14 protein-coding genes are annotated in these 14,777 nt (G+C 67.3%); 4 read left to right on the forward strand and 10 right to left on the reverse strand.

Features of this window, described 5'->3' with window-relative positions; genetic code table 11:
* Nucleotides 1-8: 8 nt before the first annotated feature.
* The 3 genes from J2X70_RS07875 to J2X70_RS07885 all read right to left on the reverse strand — a co-directional run bounded on the left by J2X70_RS07875 (nt 9) and on the right by J2X70_RS07885 (nt 2,932).
* Nucleotides 9-1,034, reverse strand: a complete 1,026-nt coding sequence (locus tag J2X70_RS07875) for a phosphotransferase (RefSeq protein ID WP_309909755.1) — start codon at nt 1,032-1,034, stop codon at nt 9-11.
* A 65-nt stretch (nt 1,035-1,099) separates the two neighbouring features.
* Nucleotides 1,100-1,369: a GlsB/YeaQ/YmgE family stress response membrane protein gene (locus tag J2X70_RS07880; protein WP_025874000.1), complete on the reverse strand. Its 270-nt coding sequence runs from the start codon at nt 1,367-1,369 to the stop codon at nt 1,100-1,102.
* 69 nt (nt 1,370-1,438) lie between these two features.
* Entirely contained in the window at nt 1,439-2,932 is a 1,494-nt protein-coding gene (locus J2X70_RS07885) for a M20 family metallopeptidase (protein ID WP_309909757.1), read from the reverse strand.
* A gap of 198 nt (nt 2,933-3,130) precedes the next feature.
* On the opposite strand from J2X70_RS07885, the gene J2X70_RS07890 reads away from it, so the two are divergent.
* The 4 genes from J2X70_RS07890 to J2X70_RS07905 all read left to right on the forward strand — a co-directional run bounded on the left by J2X70_RS07890 (nt 3,131) and on the right by J2X70_RS07905 (nt 6,248).
* Nucleotides 3,131-3,457, forward strand: coding sequence for a helix-hairpin-helix domain-containing protein (locus tag J2X70_RS07890; protein WP_033832065.1), 327 nt, complete (start codon nt 3,131-3,133; stop codon nt 3,455-3,457).
* A gap of 337 nt (nt 3,458-3,794) precedes the next feature.
* Entirely contained in the window at nt 3,795-4,862 is a 1,068-nt protein-coding gene (locus J2X70_RS07895; RefSeq protein WP_105164937.1) for a L,D-transpeptidase, read from the forward strand.
* Nucleotides 4,863-4,879: 17 nt separating this feature from the next.
* Complete coding sequence (locus tag J2X70_RS07900; RefSeq protein WP_025873996.1) at nt 4,880-5,605, forward strand: murein L,D-transpeptidase catalytic domain family protein; 726 nt, start codon at nt 4,880-4,882, stop codon at nt 5,603-5,605.
* Between the two features lie 34 nt (nt 5,606-5,639).
* The gene (locus J2X70_RS07905; RefSeq protein ID WP_032975832.1) at nt 5,640-6,248 is read left to right on the forward strand and encodes a HutD family protein; all 609 of its coding nucleotides are present in this window, start codon (nt 5,640-5,642) and stop codon (nt 6,246-6,248) included.
* A 422-nt stretch (nt 6,249-6,670) separates the two neighbouring features.
* Here the strand turns inward: J2X70_RS07905 and J2X70_RS07910 are convergent, their stop codons facing one another.
* From J2X70_RS07910 to J2X70_RS07940, 7 genes are all read right to left on the reverse strand, one after another.
* Entirely contained in the window at nt 6,671-8,275 is a 1,605-nt protein-coding gene (locus tag J2X70_RS07910; protein ID WP_309909762.1) for a sulfite reductase subunit alpha, read from the reverse strand.
* Nucleotides 8,272-9,243, reverse strand: coding sequence for an FAD:protein FMN transferase (locus J2X70_RS07915; RefSeq protein WP_309909765.1), 972 nt, complete (start codon nt 9,241-9,243; stop codon nt 8,272-8,274). Before J2X70_RS07915 ends, J2X70_RS07910 begins: the two co-directional genes overlap by 4 nt.
* A 55-nt stretch (nt 9,244-9,298) precedes the next feature.
* Nucleotides 9,299-10,102 (reverse strand): DUF4198 domain-containing protein, encoded by an 804-nt coding sequence (locus tag J2X70_RS07920; RefSeq protein WP_309909767.1) that lies wholly within the window; start codon nt 10,100-10,102, stop codon nt 9,299-9,301.
* 125 nt (nt 10,103-10,227) lie between these two features.
* Nucleotides 10,228-10,746, reverse strand: a complete 519-nt coding sequence (locus J2X70_RS07925; protein WP_025873991.1) for a DUF2271 domain-containing protein — start codon at nt 10,744-10,746, stop codon at nt 10,228-10,230.
* Nucleotides 10,747-10,786: 40 nt separating this feature from the next.
* The gene (locus J2X70_RS07930; protein ID WP_309909769.1) at nt 10,787-11,422 is read right to left on the reverse strand and encodes a PepSY-associated TM helix domain-containing protein; all 636 of its coding nucleotides are present in this window, start codon (nt 11,420-11,422) and stop codon (nt 10,787-10,789) included.
* Nucleotides 11,423-11,658: 236 nt separating this feature from the next.
* Complete coding sequence (locus J2X70_RS07935; RefSeq protein ID WP_301864135.1) at nt 11,659-14,079, reverse strand: TonB-dependent receptor; 2,421 nt, start codon at nt 14,077-14,079, stop codon at nt 11,659-11,661.
* Between the two features lie 148 nt (nt 14,080-14,227).
* Nucleotides 14,228-14,623: a hypothetical protein gene (locus tag J2X70_RS07940; RefSeq protein ID WP_080149535.1), complete on the reverse strand. Its 396-nt coding sequence runs from the start codon at nt 14,621-14,623 to the stop codon at nt 14,228-14,230.
* Nucleotides 14,624-14,777: the final 154 nt, after the last annotated feature.

Genomic DNA, 14,777 nt, shown 5'->3' on the forward strand with positions numbered 1-14,777 from the left:
TGCGGCCTTCAGCGCTGCACGCGCATCGGCGCGACCAACTCGGCCAGTGCCGGTTTGATCCGCGTTTCCAGCAACTGCTGCAGGGGCGCCAGTTCGCGATAGCGCGGCAGCACTTCATCGAGGTAGGCGATGAAGCGCGGCGCATCGTCCAGGTAGTGGCCCTTGTTGTCGCGATAGCGCAGGCGGCAGAACAGGCCGAGGATCTTCACGTGGCGCTGGATGCCCATCCAGTCGGCATCGCGCAGGAAAGTGGCACGGTCGGGTACCGGCAGGCCGGCATCGCGTGCGCGCTGGTGATACTGCGCCAGCCATTCGTCCACGCGCTGCAGCGGCCAGCTCAGGAAGGCATCCTTGAACAGACTTACCGCGTCGTACGCGATCGGGCCACGCACCAGGTCCTGGAAATCCAGCACCGCAGGGCCGCCATCCACCGGCATCAGGTTGCGCGGCATGTAGTCGCGGTGGGTCATCAGCTGGGCCTGGCCCAGCGCGTTGTCCATCAGCCGACGGTGCACCAGCTGCAGGCCTTCGATCTCGCCGCAGTCCAGTTCAAGGCCAAGATGGCGTTGCAGGAACCACTCGTCGAACAGGCCAGCATCACGCTGCAGCAGCGCTTCGCCGAACTGGCCGAAATCGGCCGGCACCGGAATGGCCTGCAGGCGCAGCAGCTGATCGATGGATCGGCTGAACCACGCGTCGGCATTGCGTTCGTCGAGGATCTTCGCCAGCGTCGGGCCGCCCAGGTCTTCCAGCAGCAGGAAGCCGGCGTCGAGGTCCTGGGCAAGCAGGGCGGGCACGCGCAGGCCGTGATCGTGCAGCAGGCCGCGCATGCGCAGCCACGGCGTGGGGTCTTCCAGCCCCGGCGGGGCGTCCATCACGATGTGGCTGCCGCGCTGGCTGGTGGTGCGCCAGTAGCTGCGCATGCCGGCGTCGACCGAGGCGCGTTCGACCACGGTGTTGCCGTCGTCAAGCTGGGTACGGGCCCACTGCAGGCGCTGTGCGCTGCGCTGGGGATCAGAGGCGGGTTCGGTCATGCAGGCAGATCCGGGCGCGCCGGGCGCGCCAACGTCGGGGGCAGAATGGGAAAAGAGAGGGCGGCTCAGCGGCGGCCGCTGAACAGGCGCAGGATCGCCAGCACGACGACCGCACCCAGCACCGCGCCGAGGAAGCCGGCCGGTTCACCGGGCGCGTACCAGCCCATGTACTGGCCGAACCAGCCGGCCAGCAGCGCGCCGATGATGCCCAGCACGATGGTCAGCAGGCAGCCCATGCGGTTGTTGCCGGGCATGAAGAAGCGTCCCAGCAGGCCGACGAAGAAGCCGACCAGGATGATGTAGAGCCAGCTGGTGCTGCCAAACAGACCGTTCATGCGATCAGTGCTCTGGAAGGTTGGACGCAGCCTAGCAAGGCCGGGCTGCGTCCGTCACTGCGTGCTGGATCAGCAGCAGCCGTGGTCGCCGTGGCGGGTGCCGCTGTCGGCGGCTACCGGCGAACCGCTGGTCTCGCCACGCAGGCTGGCCGCGTAGTGCTCGCTGATCACCTTGGACACGCACGCGGTGACCTTCTTGCCCATCGGGATGTGCAGGAACTCGTTCGGGCCGTGGGCATTGGAGTGCGGGCCGAGCACGCCGGTGATCATGAACTGGGCGCCCGGGAACTTCTCGCCCAGCATGCCCATGAACGGGATCGAGCCGCCTTCGCCCATGTACATCGCCGGCTTGCCGAAGAAGGTCTGGCTGGCATCGTCGATGGCCTTGGTCAGCCACGGTGCCATCGCCGGCGCGTTCCAGCCGGTGGAGGCCTTTTCCAGGTCCAGGGTGACCTGCGCGCCGTTCGGCGGATCGCGCAGCAGCGCTTCCTTCAGCAGCTCGCCGCAGGTCTTGCCATCGGCAGTGGGCGGCAGGCGCAGCGACAGCTTCACTGCGGTATGCGGGCGCAGCACGTTGCCGGCCGATTCCAGCGGCGGCATGCCGCCGATGCCGGTCACCGAGAGGGCAGGGCGCCAGGTGCGGTTGAGCACCAGCTCGGTCAGGTCGTCGTTCATCGGCTTGAGGCCATCGACCAGCGGGAATTTCTCGAAGATCGCGGTGTCGACCACGTCGGCGGCACGCTTGGCCTGTTCCAGGCGCTCGGCCGGGATCTCCACGTTCATGCCGTCGATCAGGATGCGGCCGGTGTCCTGGTCCTCGATGCGCGACAGCAGCTGGCGCAGCAGGCGGAAGCTGGACGGCACCACGCCGGAGGCATCACCGGAGTGCACGCCTTCGTTGAGCACCTTCACCGAGAAGTTGCCGCCGGTCAGGCCGCGCAGCGAGGTGGTGCACCACAGCTGGTCGTAGTTGGCACAGCCCGAATCCAGGCAGACCACCAGCGACGGCTTGCCGATGCGGTCAGCCAGATGGTCCACGTAGGCCGGCAGGTCGTAGCTGCCCGACTCTTCACAGGCTTCGATCAGAACCACGCAGCGGGCATGCGGCAAGCCCTGGGCCTGCAGTGCCAGCACGGCGGCCAGCGAGCCGAAGATGGCGTAGCCGTCATCGGCACCGCCACGGCCATACAGCTTGTCGCCGCGCAGGACCGGGGTCCGCGGGCCCAGGTCGTCATCCCAGCCGGTCATCTCCGGCTGCTTGTCCAGGTGCCCGTAGAGCAGGATGGTGTCGTCGCCGGTTTCGGCGCCGGTAGCCGGAATTTCCAGCAGAATCAGCGGGGTACGGCCTTCCAGGCGCACCACTTCGACCTTCAGGCCGGGCAGGTCCTGGGCCTTGGCCCAGGTTTCCATCAGGGTGACCGCCTGCTCCATGTAGCCGTTCTGCACCCAGTTGGCGTCGAACATCGGCGACTTGTTGGGAATGCGGATGTAGTCGACCAACTGCGGGACGATTTCGCTGTCCCACTTGTCATTGACGAATTGGCCGAGCTTGGCGCTGTCCATCTGAAACTCCGGTTGCATGGCTGATCCGCCCATTCTACGCCTCGGCCAAGGGTAGGGTTTTCCCTACATCACGTCGGGTATTTGGCTGGCTTTTAGAAATCCGTGAACCCTATACGCTGTGTGCATGTGGTGACGGACACTGTTTCGACCGACGGGATTGCCGGTCGGGACGGTCAGAACCACAAGGAGATACACGTCGTGCCTTGGTTTGTCGTGTTAAGGGCGCTGGTGCTGGGAGTGTGGATCGCGGGAGCGCAAGCTGCCGAGCCGATCGACATCAACCGGGCCGATGCCCAGGCGCTGCAGCAGGGATTGACGATGGTCGGGGCCACCAAGGCTGCGGCGATCGTCGAGCACCGGCGCAGACACGGCCCGTTTCACCGCGTCGAGGACCTGACGCAGGTGAAGGGGATAGGGACATCGATCGTCGAACGGAATCGACGACGGATCACCGTTGGCAACACGATGTTGCCTGCGGATCCGGTACCCGGATCGGTACCGGTGCGAACCGTACCCAGGCGCTGACAACAGGAATCGTCGGAATCTGCAGGATGCAGGTTCAATGGCTGCGGACAGGATGGCTGCAGCCGCCGACCGTCGCAGGGATGCGGCACCAATCACCAGGATGGTGGCATCACAGACCTGTGGAAGGGGCTGAGATACAAACAGGACAGACGCGGCCGCGTGCAGGATGCAACGCCGCCCCCGCTTCGCAGGATGCGAGGGGGTGGCAGCAGGCCGACAGGGACGTGACGATTGCCCGGTACGACACATGGCTGTGTCGCCGGGCAATTTCTTTTGGCGCGGCTGCGACGTGCCCATGGTGTACGGTGGGGCCTTCGCATGGAATGGAACCTGCTGGATGCACCTGCACCGTTTGACCTTGATGCTCGCCGTGGCCTTGGCACTGCCGTGCGCCGCACAGGCGGCCGCACCCTCCAAGCCTGTCGTGGCCACGACCTCCGAAGTACGCGGGCCGACCGACCTCAAGCCGGGCGAGTACCTGTGGCATCCGGAAGTCTCGCCGGCCGGTCCGATCGTGCTGGTGGTGAGCCTGGATGAGCAACGGGCTTACGTGTACCGCAATGGCATTGCCATCGGCCTGACCACGATCAGCTCGGGCAAGACCGGCCATGAGACGCCGACCGGTGTGTTCACCATCCTGCAGAAGGACAAGGACCACCGCTCCAACCTCTACAACAGCGCACCCATGCCGTACATGCAGCGGCTGACCTGGGACGGCATCGCCCTTCACGGCGGCAGCCTGCCCGGGCATCCGGCCTCGCATGGCTGCGTGCGCCTGCCGCAGGCCTTCGCCCAGAAGCTGTTCAGCGAAACCAAGCGCGGCGATACGGTGGTCGTGGCCGATGCCAAGAGCGCGCCGATGACGCTGGCCTATCCGGCGGTGCTGGCGCCGGTGAATGCACGCGGCCAGGCCCTGCCGGAAGGCGAGGGCGGTGCTCCCGACAAGGCCTGGTGGGATGATGCGGCCGCACCCAGTGGCCAGGTCGGCATCCTGGTCAGCCTGCACGACCAGCGCCTGTACGTGCTGCGCGATGGCGTGATGATCGGTGAGTCGCCGCTGAAGGCCGACGCGCTGCCAGCGTTCCAGGGCACCACCCTGTTCGTGATGGGCCAGGGCTACAGCGATACGCCCAGCCCGCTTGATGCACAGCAGCGCCTGCACCAGTGGACGGCCTATCCGCTGCTCGGCCAGGACCGCGCCCAGGCCACGCCGGACCTGCTGGCCACGCCGTCGTTGCCGATGGCCCTGCCGGCCGATTTCGCTCGCCAGCTGTACCAGGTGCTGGTGCCGGGCACGACCCTGCTGGTGACGTCGCTGCCGGCGGTGCGCCCAAGCGCGGCTGAATCGGGAATGCAGCCGGTCTTGGAATCAGAGCCGCCAGCGTCCACCCTCAAGGGATCCTGAGACCTCCCTACGTGCCCATGTCTGCTTCCCGCCTGTGCCGGCTGGCCGCCCTTGGCCTGCTGGCAACCACTGCCAGTGCCCCGGCCGGGGCACAGACGCCTATTGCCGCCATCAGCGCCGACGACCTCGCCGCGCAGCTGGCACGCACCGCGCCCAAGGCGGACCGTCGGGTTCTGCAGTTGGCTGCCCACGCCATGCGCTGCGCACTGCAGCGGCCGGAGCTGGGAGTCAGCAGTGAACGCCTGAGCGTGATCGATTACTCGCGGCCGTCCACCGAGCCGCGGATGTGGGTCTTCGATCTCGCCCGCCAGCGGCTGTTGTTCGAGGAGTGGGTGGCGCACGGCCGCAACAGCGGCGAGAACCGCACCGAACATTTCTCCAACCGCGATGGCAGCTTCATGTCCAGCATCGGTGCGTTCACCGCGCAGGAAACCTACATGGGCGGCAACGGCTATTCGCTGCGCCTGGCAGGGTTGGAGCCGGGGTTCAACGATCGTGCACGCGAGCGCGCCATCGTCATCCACGGTGCGCCGTATGTGAATCCGTCCACTGCGCAGTTGCAGGGGCGGTTGGGGCGCAGTCTGGGCTGCCCGGCGGTGCGGTTGTCGGTGGCCAAGCCGCTGATCGACGCGTTGCGAGGCGGCACGATGGTGTTTGCGTACTACCCCGACAAGGACTGGCTCAAGCACTCACAGCTGCTGGGCGGCGATTGCGGTACGGCTGCGGGTCTTGCAACGCGTTGATGCGTTGCGGCGCGCGGCATGATGCAATGCGCGCATGAACATCGACTCCCTGCTGCAGACCCCGAGCCAGGTGATTTCCAGCCTGGACTACCGCCGCGAACGCTGGCGCAATGGCCTCGGCTGGACCCGCGAGATCCTGCGGTTGCCAGCGCAGGGCGATGATTGGGCGTTGCGCCTGTCGGTGGCCGAGATCGAGCAGGACGCCGCGTTTTCCGCATTCCCGGGCGTCGAGCGCGAACTGGTGCTGCTGCAGGGCAATGGCGTGCGCCTGCGTTTCGAGGACGGCCGCGTAGCCGAGGTGCTGCCACCGCATGGGCGCGTGCGTTTTGCCGGTGAGGCTGCGCTGCACGGCGAGCTGGTGGACGGCACCACCCACGATTTCAACCTGATGTGGAAGCGCGGACTGCTGCAGGCCGAGCTGCTGCACCGTCCACTGGTCGGGCCGATGTTCTTCTTCTGCGAGCCGGGCGTGGCCTGGGCCCTGCACCTGTTGGGCGGGCAGGCCACGTTCGGCGCGGACAGCGGATTGCCTGCGATGCAGGCCGGCGATACCGCGTGGTTGGCCGCCGGTGAGCGTCAGCGGCATGCATTGCAGGGCGGCGGCGAGTTGTTGGCGATACGGGTGAGCGCGGCGGGCGGCTGAGCCAGCGTCGGCGCCCGGAGGCAATCATCCACGCATGGCGTGGATCTACTGCAGCATGGTTGTCACCCTGGATCCGCGTAGATCCACGCCATGCGTGGATGCGACGGCCGATATCGCAGGTGCGGACAAGGGATCGCCGCCAGCCGTTCAGTAGATCCACGCCATGCGTGGATGCAGCAGCCGATGCCGCAGCAGGGTGCCAACAAGGGATCGCCGCCAGCCGTTCAGTAGATCCACGCCATGCGTGGATGCAGCAGCCGATATCGCAGCAGGGTGCGAACAAGGGATCGCCGCCAGCCGCTCAGTAGATCCACGCCATGCGTGGATGTGGCAGCCGATGCCGCAGCAGGGTGCCAACCAAGGTTCATACCCTCCAGGAGGCAGTTCGCACCCACAAGAGGCGGTTTACCCCAAACGTTCGCTCAATACACGTCGCGCCGGTAACGACCGGCCAGCAGCAGCGCTTCCTTGCCGTCGGCACCGAGCACCTGCTCGATCACCGCATCCACTGCCGGGGCCATGCCCTGCAGGCTGCCGCAGACCAGGATCGTCGCGCCGTCATCGACCCACTGCCGCAGCGTGGATGCTTCGGCCAGCAGGCGATCCTGCACGTAGCGATGTGCGCCGCCATCACGGCTGAACACCGTATCCAGGCGGGTCAGCCTGCCGTTGCCGAGCATCGCCTGCAGTTCATCGCCGAAGTGGAAATCATGCGCGGCCGAGCGTTCGCCGAACAACAGCCAGGTGCGGGCACCGCCAATGCGTGCGCGTTCGTGCAGGTGCGCGCGCAGGCCGGCGATACCAGTGCCGTTGCCGATCAGCAGCAGTGGAACATCAGCGGCGACGCCATGGAAATTCTCGTTGCGGCGCAGGCGCATCTGTACCGGCCCGCCGATGGCGGCGTGGTCGCACAGCCAGCCACTGCCGATGCCCGGCGTGCCATCGGCACGCAGCTGCCGGCGCAGCAGCAGTTCCACCGCGCCGTTGTCCATTACCGAGGCGATGGAGTATTCGCGATGTGGCAGGGGCTGCAGTGCCGCCAACAGCCCAGGCAGATCGCCTGCTGCAACCAATGACGGCAGGTGCGAGCGCGCAACGCGGGCGAGCAGCGTCGTGCCGTCGTCCAACACGGTGTCCGCATCGAAGCCCTGCGTCTGCAGCCAGTCGCGCGTGCTCTGTTCGGCATGCTGCGGACCGACCTCGGCGATGTCACCGGCCTGCCACTGCGTGCCGCTGCCGGTCGGGGGCTGCAGGCGCAGCCAATAGACCGGACCACCGGCACTGCCGGGGTTGAGGTGGGTACGCTGCAGCAGCGTCCACGGCTGGTACTCGGCCGGTGTCCAATCGGGAAGTTCGCTCGCGCCGCCGCCGAGCTGGCCAAGCAGTTGTTGCCAGTGGCGCAGGGCAGCTGGATCGGCGTTGTCGACTTCAATGGCATCGAACAGCGGATGTGCTCCGTGCTGGCGCAGCCAGTCATGCAGTTGGTGGCCGAACGCGCAGAAATGCCCGTAGCTGCGATCGCCCAGTGCGAGCACCCCGTACTGCACGTGCTGCAGCGGCGGCGGCGTGCTCATCACCTTGCGCAGGAAGGGCAGGGCGTGGTCGGGTGCATCGCCTTCGCCGGTGGTGCTGACGATGAACAGTGCACGCGCGCTGCCCGCCAGCAGGGTGGCATCGACCCCATGCAGACCGCGCAGGCGCACCGGCATGCCGGCCGAGCGCAGAGCCTGCGCACTGCGCTCGGCCAGTTCGCGGGCGAAGCCGGTCTGGCTGGACCAGACCAGCAGCATCGGTGGGTTGCCGCCTTCGGGCGTGTCGTCGCGCGGACGGCTGCGCCACCACAGCACGCCACACGCCAGCAGATACAGCGCGGTGGCGGCCAGCGCGATGCCCCATTGCCGGGCCGGCGGTGCACCCTGCCACCACGCTTCGCCCAGGTGCAGACGCAGCAGTGCCCCGCCGATCACGGCCAGCAGGGCCAGCACCATGACGTTGCCAACGGTCGCGCGCGGGAAACGCATGCTCATCCAGCCTGCTCATCCAGCAGCTGCTGGAAGGCGCTGCTGAGGGTTTCGCGTGGGCCGGTGGTGGTGCGTTCCAGATAGCGCGCGGCCAGCCCCTCGCGCTCTGCCAGCGCGATGCCTGCGTCGCGGCCGAGCACGGTCAGCGCGGTGGCCCACGCGTCAGCGTGCATCGCGTCGCTGGCGACCACAGTGACGGCGGCTGCGACCTGCCGTACCGGCGTGCCGCTGCTCGGGTCGAGGCTGTGGCTGTAGGCCACGTCATCGTCGTGATAGTGGTGCCAGCGATCGCCGGAGGTGGCCACCGCCTTGCCGTCCAGCGCCAGGACACGCGGTGGCGTATCGGTGTGGGCATCTTCTTCCGGCGCCGACTCCACCAGCACGCGCCACGGCTGGCCGTCGGGCTTGCGGCCGTAACCGGCCAGTTCCCCACCGACTTCAATCAGCGCGGCATCGACACCCTGGCCGCGCAGCCAGGCGGCGACGTGGTCGACGCCGAAGCCCTTGGCGATCGCCGAAAGATCCAGCTCCAGGCCACCGGGCTGCAGCAGCGCATCGTCCTGCCAGTGCAGGCGCTGCCAGCCGCAGCGTGCACGCGTTGCCTGCAACGTGGCGGCATCGGGTGCGCGCCGTGCGCCGGCATGGGCGCCGAAGCCCCACAGCGCCACCAGCGGGCCGACGGTGGGGTCGAACGCACCGCCGCTGGCTGCAGCGATGGCCTGCGCGCAGGCCAACACATGGCGTGTCTCGATGGGAAGCACGAGGTACTGACCTGCGTCGGCACGGTTGTAGCGGCTCAGGTCGGAACCCGCTTCCCAGGTGCTCATCTGCGCGACCACTTCATCCAGACGTGCCTGGATGCCAGCATGCAGTGGATGCAGGTCGCGCTGGCGCGGTACGACCAGTGACACGCTCCAGGTGGTGCCCATGGTGGTGCCGCCCAGCCGGGCGATGTCGGGTGCGGTAGAGGTCATGGGCATGCGTGGCAGGCTGCGATACCAGGGCGCGCCGGGTATCGCAGCGCTGTCTTTACTGCGGCAGCACTTCCAGCGTTGCGACGTAGCTGAGGCGGCGCTTGGCGGCCTGCTTGACCGAGGTCTTCTTGTCCTCGGTGCCGGTTTCCAGCCAGTACATGCCGGCTTCCGGCCAGGTCACCCTGATCTCGCCCTTGGCGTCGCTGGTCAGCTTCTGCTCGTCCTGCGCGTTGCGGTAGCGGGTGCCGCCGCGCACGATCTCGAACTCCAGGCCTGCGGTCGGCTTGCCGTCGACCAGTACGCGGAAGGTGGCTTCCTCGCCGGCGAACAGGTCGTTCGGGTGACCGACGGCCACCAGTTCGATGCCGCGGTTGGTCGGCTTCAGCGCGGTGTCGTTCGGCGCCCCGTTGGTGACGAAGGTCTCCACGCGGCCGACCGACTGGCTCACTTCCAGCTTCTTCGCATCCTTGGGCAGTTCGCCGAAGGTGGCGGCGGTACCGCGCCAGCGCTTGCGCTCGCCGTTCAGTTCATAGGTGGCCGACAGGCCGTCGTTGACCGAGGCGATGCGGTAGGTGCCCTGCTGCTTCAGCTCGACGTCGAACACGCTGCGGTACTTGCCGGTGGCCGCGTTCTGCGCCTGCACGGTGCTGCCATCCGGGGCGGTGATCACCACCGATTCCAGGCGCAGCGGCACGTGATTGAAGTAGAACAGGTCGTTGGAGACCGCACCGTCGACGGTGATCCACGGCGCGTTGCCGGCGATCACGGTCTGCGAGGGCAGCAGCCAGGCCTTGTGGGCCAGGGCAGAGAAGGGAAGGGCAGCGGCCAGAGCGGCGGCGAGGACGAGCGTGCGCTTCATGCGGAAGACTCCAGGGTGATTGATGAGGTCAGAGCCCTTCCTGCGGAAGTGATCCGACCCCTGGGGTGCTGCGATGGGGGCGGATCCCTTTCCAGCGGAAAAGGCTCTGACCCCGGCTCAGGCAATTACGGTTTGACGGCGAGGGTGACCTGGCCCAGTTCGGTGGCGCCCTGCGCGCGGCCGTTCTGTGCGGCGGTGGCCGGCCAGGTGAAGGGAATCTTCAGCAGTTCACGGCCGCCGACTTCGCGCACCGCTTCCACCACCAGGGTGTAGTTGCCCGGGGCCAGCTGCTTCAGTACGGGCTGCTTGTCGTTGAACGACAGCGCGTGCTTGCCGGCCGGGCGGGTCGGGCCGGTCACGCCGTCCACCGGCACCTGCAGGGTGCGGCCGCTCTTGCGCCACCACTGGCGCAGGTCGGGCAGCCACTTGGTGCCATGGCCTTCGCTGTTGCTGGTCTGCTGGTACCAGACCGACAGGTTGGCGGCGACCTTCTGGTCGGCGCCTTCCAGCCACACCGCCACGTACGGGCGGTGGTACTCGGCCACGTTGAGCTTGGGCACTTCGACGTTGATGTCGAGGGTGGTGGCGTAAGCCGGCGAGGTGGCCAGCAGGCCGCTGAGGGCGATGGTCAGGGTGACGCGCATGGGGCGGCTCCGGAAGAACGGATGGAAGTCACGGTGGAAGTCAGTGGATCAGCAGCAGGGCGATCAGCAGCGGGATCATCAGGCCCAGGCCGACCAGTGGCCAGGTCATGCGTCGCTGCCGCGCATGCAGGTGCAGCAGGAACAGGCCGGTGATGCAGAACACCAGGCAGGCCACGGCGAACACGTCCAGGAACCAGCCCCATGCGGGGCCGGCATTGCGGCCCTTGTGCAGGTCGTTGAGATAGGACACCGCGCCGCGCGAGGTGGATTCGTACTCCACCGCGCCGGTTTCGCGGTCGATGCTCAACCAGGCGTCGCCGCCGGGGCGTGGCAGTGACAGATAGATTTCCTCGGCCGACCATTCGGCGGGTCGACCGCCGATGGAGACGCCCAGCTGATCGTCGAGCCATTGCCGGGCCGGGCGTGGCAGTGGTGCATTGCCGTCCTCGCGGGAGCCCAGACCGCCGAGCAGTTCGGCCGGCAGTTCCAGGTGCTGGTTCTGCACCTGTGGCTTGGCCTCGATCTTTGCTGCATGGTTCAGCGTCAGGCCGGTCACCGCGAACAGGAGCATGCCGATCAGGCAGACCGCAGAGCTGATCCAGTGCCACTGGTGCAGGGTACGCAGCCAGAAGCCGCGGCTCTGCTGCTGCACGGTGGAAGATGCGGGACGGCTCACGGCACGGTTCGGGACGGATGAATACTGGTCATTACATCATTGATGAGAATTGCTCGCAATTAGATGTCGTTGTGTATCTCTGAAGGGGTAGTGCCGGCCGCTGGCCGGCAATCCCATGCCACCTGAGAGCATCGCGTGGTTGCCGGCCAGCGGCCGGCACTACCACGGGTCGGTGGATCCACGCCATGCGTGGATGAAGCGGTGCCGACCAAGGTCGGCACCCACCAGAGCGGCGATCAGAACTTCGCGTTGAGCGAGATCCAGTAGCTGCGGCGCTGGTCCTTGGTGGCGTAGTCGTCCACGCAGTTGTATTCGCTGGGGCTGGTCAGCAGGCACGACTGCGAGACGAAGTTCTTGTCGAACAGGTTGTTGACCCGCGCGTTGACCGTCAGCCACTGCGTGGCCTTCCAGCTGCCACCGAGGTGGAAGAGAGTGTAGTCCTCGTAGTAGCGGGTATGACTGGCACCGGCGGCATCAAGGATCGTGTCGCGGTAGCGGTCGTAGCGGCCTTCGCCGATCAACGACAGGCTGATGGCATCGTTGAGTTGCCAGTTCAGGCTGGCGTTGGCCATGTGCTTGGCCGGCATGGTGCCGGTGATCGGCAGGCCCTTGCCGGAACCGGCGGTCTGCTCGCTCTTGGTCCAGGTGTAGTTGCCGCGCAGCTGCAGGGTGTCCAGCAGGTCGACGTGGCCGGCCAGTTCTGCGCCACGTGTCTCGGCCTTGTCGATGTTCACGCTCTGGGTGAAGGTGCTGTAGCCCAGCGACGCCCAGCCCGGGCCGATGTCCACGCAGTAGCCACTGCCGGCCGGCGCGACTTCACAGTTGGGGAATGTGCCGCCGCTGGCGATCTTGTCTTCGAACTTGTTGATGAAACCGGTGACGTTGAAGCCCCAGCGCTGGCCCTCGTAATAGGCGGCCAGCTCGTAGTTGGTGCTGGTTTCCGGCTTCAGGTTCGGCGAGCCCACCAGCGGGAGCACGCCCTGGCCACCAAAGCCGGTGATGCCGGGGAACAGCTGGTCCGGACGCGGGGTCTTGTAGCCGGTGCTGACGCCACCCTTGAAGGTCCAGGCATCGGTGGCATTCCAGACCAGGTAGCCGCGCGGGCTGAGGTGGCTGCCGAAGATGTTGTGGTCGTCGTAGCGCAGGCCGAAGGTGGCGGTCAGGGTGTCGGTCAGCGACCAGTTGTCCTCGGCGAACAGCGCCCACATGCGGTGCTTCTGTTTGGTGTTGCTGCGGTAGCCGGCACCGTCCATGCCGAACACGCCGTCCACCATGTCGGTGTCGTTGTATTGGCCGCCCACGGTCAGCTTGTGCGCACCGAAGTCGAGGTCGAGCATCGTGTCCAGCACGTAGCCTTCCAGTTCCATGGTGCGCAGCGGCCGCGGCAGGAACGCCTGCAGGCGTGCCTGTTCGCTGGCGTTGAGTGCGGCCAGTCCGTTGTTGCGGCCGGCGGCACAGTTGTTGGCGGCACCGGTGCGGCGGCAGACGTCGTTCCACAGGGTCTGCAGGCCGGCGCGCTCGTCCAGCGTCAGCGGCAGCGAGCGGCCGAGGTTGTTGCTCTTGCTGTGGGTCAGCGAGGTCTGCCAGGTGCCGAAGCTGTAGCGGCCTTGATGGGTCAGCGAGAGCTGGTCGCGCTCATAGCGCTGGTAGGCGGTGTAGCCCACGCGCGGCTGCACCACGCGGCGGGTGACGGTGCCGCTGCCATTCGGGTTCGGCACCACCGCGTTGCCCACGCGCCACAGGCTGGCCAGGCTGTCGAGGGTGCCGGTCTGGCCTTCGCTGTTGTCGTACTTCTGGCGTGAGACGTCGTAGTCCAGCCACAGTTCGTGGTCGTCGTTGACATGGAAGTTCAGGCGCACGCCGGTGTTCCAGTTGGTGTTGGCCACCGACTTGCCGCCGCCACCGAAACCGATGCTGCGTTCCCACAGCGTGCCGTCGGGCAGGGTCAGCGCATCCCATTCGGGATTGGATGCCTTGGCGTCGTAGTAGCTGCCGCGCACGGCCAGGCCCAGGCGATCCTTGACCAGCGGGCCGCTCAGGTACAGATCGGTGCTGCGCGCGTCGCCGAACTGGTCGTCCTGCTGCACGGTGAAGCCCTGGGTGACCGCACCGCGCCAGCTGTCCTGGTTGCGGCGGGTGATGATGTTGATGACGCCGCCCATTGCATCCGAGCCGTACAGCGTGGACATCGGGCCACGCACCACTTCGATGCGCTCGATCGCATCCAGCGGCGGCAGGTAGGCGAACTGGCCACCACCGAAGTTGTTCGGATACAGCTGGCCGGCGTTGCTCTGGCGGCGACCGTCGATCAGCACCAGGGTGTACTCCGACGGCAGGCCGCGCATGGAGATGGTGGCGCGGCCGTTCTTGTCGGTGGCTTCCAGGCCGACGTCGATGCCTTCGACGTCGCGCAGGGCGTCGACCAGGCTGGTGTAAGGGCGCTTGCTCAGCTCTTCGCGGCTGACCACGCTGATGCTGGCCGGTGCATCGACTACCTTCTGCTCGAAACCGGAGGCGGTCACCACCACCTTGTCCAGCGTCTGCGGCGCGCCGCTGGCGGCACCATTGGCGTAGGCGGGCGCCGCGACCGCAGCCAGCACAGCGCTGGTCAACAGATGTCGGGACAGGGACGAACGGACACGATGGCGCTGGGCCATGGCAGATACCTCGAAGGATGTAGGGCAGCGCGATGCAGGGCGCGGAACGCGCACGGCAGGGCAGGGATGGCCCGGTCAGGGGCGGCAGGGGCGAAACAGGCAGCGGCGAGCCGTCGCAACCGCGCAGGCGGTCACGGCGTGCCGTGGATCAGGCGAGCGGCGGCGCCTGGCCGCGTTGCTGGCGGCGCCCGGGCGCATCGGCCCAAGGCATGTCCGGTACGGCCAGCGGCCAGTGCGGACGCGCGCCGGAGGGAACCGACGCAGAGGGAACCAGATCAAGTTCGGTGCGCAGCCAGTGGCTGGCCAGCAACAGCGGCGGGATCGGCTTGTCCGTGGACTTGGCCGGTGCCGAGGCGCAGCGCCGCAGTTTGGCCGGCGCTTCTTCCTGCAAAGGGCCTTCGCCGCCGCGCTCTTCCAGCGGCTGCTGCAGCGCCTGCGGCGCGGCAGCGTGGGCGACCGGCAGCAGCGGCAGGGTGCCCAGCAACAGGGTCAGCATCGCCACCCACGCCAGCAGGCTGGCCAGCGCAGGCCGACGGCCGCGCATGGCGGTGCCGAGCTGTACAAGCCGAAGCGGGCGGGGGCGGAACGGGCGACGCAAGCGGAGATCCCTGGCTGGCCGGAACATCCGGCGTCAACGGGGCGTGATTGTAATGAGACCCGTTAGCCGTTGCAAATGAGAATGATTGCCAAATTGACGC

The sequence above is a fragment of the Stenotrophomonas sp. 1337 genome (assembly GCF_031455455.1).
Taxonomy (GTDB): Bacteria; Pseudomonadota; Gammaproteobacteria; order Xanthomonadales; family Xanthomonadaceae; genus Stenotrophomonas; species Stenotrophomonas indicatrix.

What these genes read in the sequence shown, in the direction of transcription:
- J2X70_RS07925 (WP_025873991.1), bottom strand. Translation starts at nt 10,746, where the DNA reads ATGCGCGTCACCCTGACCATCGCCCTCAGCGGCCTGCTGGCCACCTCG.
- J2X70_RS07905 (WP_032975832.1), top strand. Translation starts at nt 5,640, where the DNA reads ATGAACATCGACTCCCTGCTGCAGACCCCGAGCCAGGTGATTTCCAGC.
- J2X70_RS07940 (WP_080149535.1), bottom strand. Translation starts at nt 14,623, where the DNA reads ATGCGCGGCCGTCGGCCTGCGCTGGCCAGCCTGCTGGCGTGGGTGGCG.
- J2X70_RS07900 (WP_025873996.1), top strand. Translation starts at nt 4,880, where the DNA reads ATGTCTGCTTCCCGCCTGTGCCGGCTGGCCGCCCTTGGCCTGCTGGCA.
- J2X70_RS07910 (WP_309909762.1), bottom strand. Translation starts at nt 8,275, where the DNA reads ATGAGCATGCGTTTCCCGCGCGCGACCGTTGGCAACGTCATGGTGCTG.
- J2X70_RS07880 (WP_025874000.1), bottom strand. Translation starts at nt 1,369, where the DNA reads ATGAACGGTCTGTTTGGCAGCACCAGCTGGCTCTACATCATCCTGGTC.
- J2X70_RS07920 (WP_309909767.1), bottom strand. Translation starts at nt 10,102, where the DNA reads ATGAAGCGCACGCTCGTCCTCGCCGCCGCTCTGGCCGCTGCCCTTCCC.
- J2X70_RS07915 (WP_309909765.1), bottom strand. Translation starts at nt 9,243, where the DNA reads ATGACCTCTACCGCACCCGACATCGCCCGGCTGGGCGGCACCACCATG.
- J2X70_RS07885 (WP_309909757.1), bottom strand. Translation starts at nt 2,932, where the DNA reads ATGGACAGCGCCAAGCTCGGCCAATTCGTCAATGACAAGTGGGACAGC.
- J2X70_RS07875 (WP_309909755.1), bottom strand. Translation starts at nt 1,034, where the DNA reads ATGACCGAACCCGCCTCTGATCCCCAGCGCAGCGCACAGCGCCTGCAG.
- J2X70_RS07935 (WP_301864135.1), bottom strand. Translation starts at nt 14,079, where the DNA reads ATGGCCCAGCGCCATCGTGTCCGTTCGTCCCTGTCCCGACATCTGTTG.
- J2X70_RS07895 (WP_105164937.1), top strand. Translation starts at nt 3,795, where the DNA reads ATGCACCTGCACCGTTTGACCTTGATGCTCGCCGTGGCCTTGGCACTG.